We start from the raw sequence: 2961 nt of genomic DNA on the forward strand, positions 1-2961 counted from the left end.
GGGGAAATTGATGTTGTAGAAGATGCCGTAATCGTCCTGCGTCCAGACACCCTTGTCCAGCAGGGTACGCAGGGTCTGCATCCCGTGGGCGCGGGCGGCCGCGGCCGGTGGTCCCGATCTTGACGCCGGGACGCGCCGCCGCCTCGCGGGCGCGGTCCAGTTCGCCGTGAATGGGCAGGATGAGCGGCGTGTTCTCGGCAATCATCAGCGTTTCCGGCGTGATCTCCACCCCCTGTCGGCGGATCGTCTCGATCTCGGACAGCAGGTTCCACGGGTCCAGAACCACGCCATTGCCGATCACGCTCAGCTTGCCGCCGCGCACGACGCCCGAGGGCAGGGCGTGCAGCTTGTAGACGGCCTCGCCGATCACCAGCGTGTGGCCGGCATTGTGCCCGCCCTGAAATCGCGCGATCACGTCCGCGCGTTCGCTCAGCCAGTCGACGATCTTGCCTTTCCCCTCGTCGCCCCACTGGGCGCCCACGACAACGACATTCGCCATGATGATCCTTTCCAAACCGGTGCCGAACCCGCGTCCGTATAGCCATCCCCGCGCGACGGCGAAACCGCAAATTCACCGCGCGCCACTGGACAGGCGCGCGCGCTCTGGGCATTTAATGCGCGGACACGTCACGGGGGCTGTCATGGTCGCTTTCATCCTGCGCTGCGTCGTGGCCTTCGGGCTGCTGGCCGCCACGTTCAACCCCACCCGGTGGAGCTATACCCGCTGGGTGCGCGCGAACTTCTACGAGGAAATGCCGCTCGCCGTGCTGATGGGGCTGGTGCTGCTGGTGGGCTATATCATCTACCTGCGTGCGACCTTGCGCTCGATCGGGGCGCTCGGCATGACGCTGGTCCTGTCGCTTGTCGCATCGCTGCTGTGGGTGCTTCACGACTACGACCTGCTCACGCTCGACAATCCCGCGCACAACACGTGGCTGGCCCTCGCCGCGCTCTCGCTCGTCCTCGGGATCGGGCTCAGCTGGTCGCATGTGCGCCGCCGGCTGTCGGGACAGGCCGACATGGACGACATCGACGAATGAGCCGCGCGCCGCGGGGTCCGGTCCTGCAGGGTCATCCGGGCATACCGGGGTTGCCACGGTCGCGCGGACGGGAAAGTCATTGGTCAAGCGCGCGCTTTGAGTTACACTGATTTCAAAAAACGCCTAGAAAAGGCAGGTCAGAGCAGTGGGCTACAACATAAGCGAAGTCACCGGCGCCACGGGCGGCTTGGACACATGGACATTCGACGTTGCCTTGAACGGCAGCGCGGTCACGACCGTTTCCGGGGATTTCGACGAGGTCCCGATTGGCGGCGGACCCGGCGGCGAAGCCGCCGCGGGGTACGATTTCAGCGTGACCAGTGGGGGCGCCTTCGGCACGCTCGCCGCCGACCCGACTACCGGCGCCTTCACCTTCACCATCGACCGTGACGCCGTGTTCGGTTCCGGGTCCGACCAGACCGTCGAGATCGCGGTCACCGGCGGCGACGGCGAGAATTCCGACACGGATACGGTCTTCATCAACCTGACGATCTGTATTGCCCGCGGCACGCTGATCGAGACCGAATCCGGCCCCGTCCCCGTCGAGCAGTTGCGCATCGGCGACAGGGTCCGCACCGTCGATGGATCGGCCCAGCCCGTGAGGTGGGTCGGATGCCGAAACGTCCCGGCCCGCGAGCTGCTTGCCGACCCGGCGCTGCGTCCCGTCCGGATCGCCGCTGGCGCGCTCGGCAAGAACCGGCCCGCCCGCGAGCTGACCGTGTCCCCCCAGCACCGCATTCTTGTCGGTGACTGGCGGGCGGAACTCTTCTTCGGCGAGTCGCAGGTGCTGGTGCCGGCCAAGGCACTGGTCAACGGCACGACCATCCGCATCGATCACGACGCGGACGGGGTCGCGTATTTCCACGTGCTTTTCGACCGGCACGAGATCATGCTCACGGAGGGCCTGCCGACCGAGAGCTTTCACCCCGGTGACTACGCGCTGCGCGCCCTCGAAAGCGCGACCCGGGACGAATTGCACAAACTCTTCCCCGAGCTTGTCGATGGCGCAGGCGCACCCGAAACCGCGCGCATGGTCCTGCGCCCGTGGGAAAGCGCGCTTCTCCAGCCCGGCCGGCCGATGACGGAGAGGATGGCGACATGACAGCGCTGACCGATGCAAGTGGTCGCCCCCTGCCCGATATCGAAGTCCCCGGCCCCGAACGGCTGCGTATCTACGGCGACATGGCTTTCCTCGCCTTCCGCAGCCCACGCCATGCGCGGATGCCGGTGTCGCAACTGCGCGCCTACCTCGAACCGCCACTGCTTCTGGGCCAGTTCCGGGTATTCCGCTTCGACGGCATCGCGCGCGGTCTTTATACGTGGGGCTGGCTCGGCCAAGAGGCCGAGCGCCGTCTCGTCACCGGCGGGCAACTGACCCCCGAGGACTGGACCAGCGGCGACCGCCTCTGGATCGTGGACATCATGGCGCCGTACAAGGGGATGACCCGGAGCATGGTCCGCTGGATCATGGAAAAGGGCCATTTCACGGACACGGATTTCTTCTTCCGCCGCGTGGGTGATGACGACCGTACGCGCCGGATCGTCCATATCGACTTCCGGCGGCGGGACCTTGCGAAGGTCTACTCCGAGGCCGACTTCCTCAAGGCGACCGACTGACCCGCGCCCCGGTCGCGCGGGCACCCGCGCCAGAGAATGCCGGGTTGCAGCGGCGGCGCGATTTGCATAGATACCGCCCCAACGCGCAACACATCGCAGACAGGCCGCCCAACATGGAAAACGTCGTCCTCATCATCCACCTTCTTCTTGCGCTGGCGCTGATCGGCGTCGTGCTGCTGCAACGCTCCGAAGGTGGCGGGCTCGGCACAGCCGCCGGCGCCCGGTCAGCAATTGCAGCGACACAAGCCCGACGACCGCCGCCAGCAGCGTGGGCAGGCCGGGCACCGCGGACAGGGGCGAAACA

General features: G+C 66.7%; 5 protein-coding genes. 4 read left to right on the forward strand and 1 reads right to left on the reverse strand.

Translation table 11 applies throughout. The features are described from left to right. A partial coding sequence (locus tag ACH107_RS31690; RefSeq protein ID WP_412509616.1) for an adenylosuccinate synthetase occupies nucleotides 1-499 on the reverse strand: 499 nt, incomplete at its 3' end. A gap of 142 nt (nucleotides 500-641) precedes the next feature. On the opposite strand from ACH107_RS31690, the gene ACH107_RS31695 reads away from it, so the two are divergent. The 4 genes from ACH107_RS31695 to secG form a co-directional block, all read left to right on the forward strand. Then, nucleotides 642-1040, forward strand: a complete 399-nt coding sequence (locus ACH107_RS31695) for a DUF6524 family protein (RefSeq protein WP_412509617.1) — start codon at nucleotides 642-644, stop codon at nucleotides 1038-1040. 145 nt (nucleotides 1041-1185) lie between these two features. After that, a complete protein-coding gene (locus ACH107_RS31700; protein WP_412509618.1) occupies nucleotides 1186-2142 on the forward strand; it encodes a Hint domain-containing protein in 957 nt (318 codons plus the stop codon). Beyond that, nucleotides 2139-2657 carry a toxin-activating lysine-acyltransferase gene (locus tag ACH107_RS31705; protein ID WP_412509619.1) on the forward strand — a complete coding sequence of 173 codons (519 nt, stop codon included), beginning with the start codon at nucleotides 2139-2141 and terminating at the stop codon, nucleotides 2655-2657. The genes ACH107_RS31700 and ACH107_RS31705 overlap by 4 nt, the downstream gene beginning before the upstream one ends. Nucleotides 2658-2770: 113 nt before the next feature. Next, nucleotides 2771-2961 (forward strand): preprotein translocase subunit SecG (gene secG / locus ACH107_RS31710; RefSeq protein ID WP_412509620.1); only part of this gene is annotated, 191 nt, incomplete at its 3' end.

Source organism: Roseovarius halophilus (ex Wu et al. 2025) (assembly GCF_047086965.1).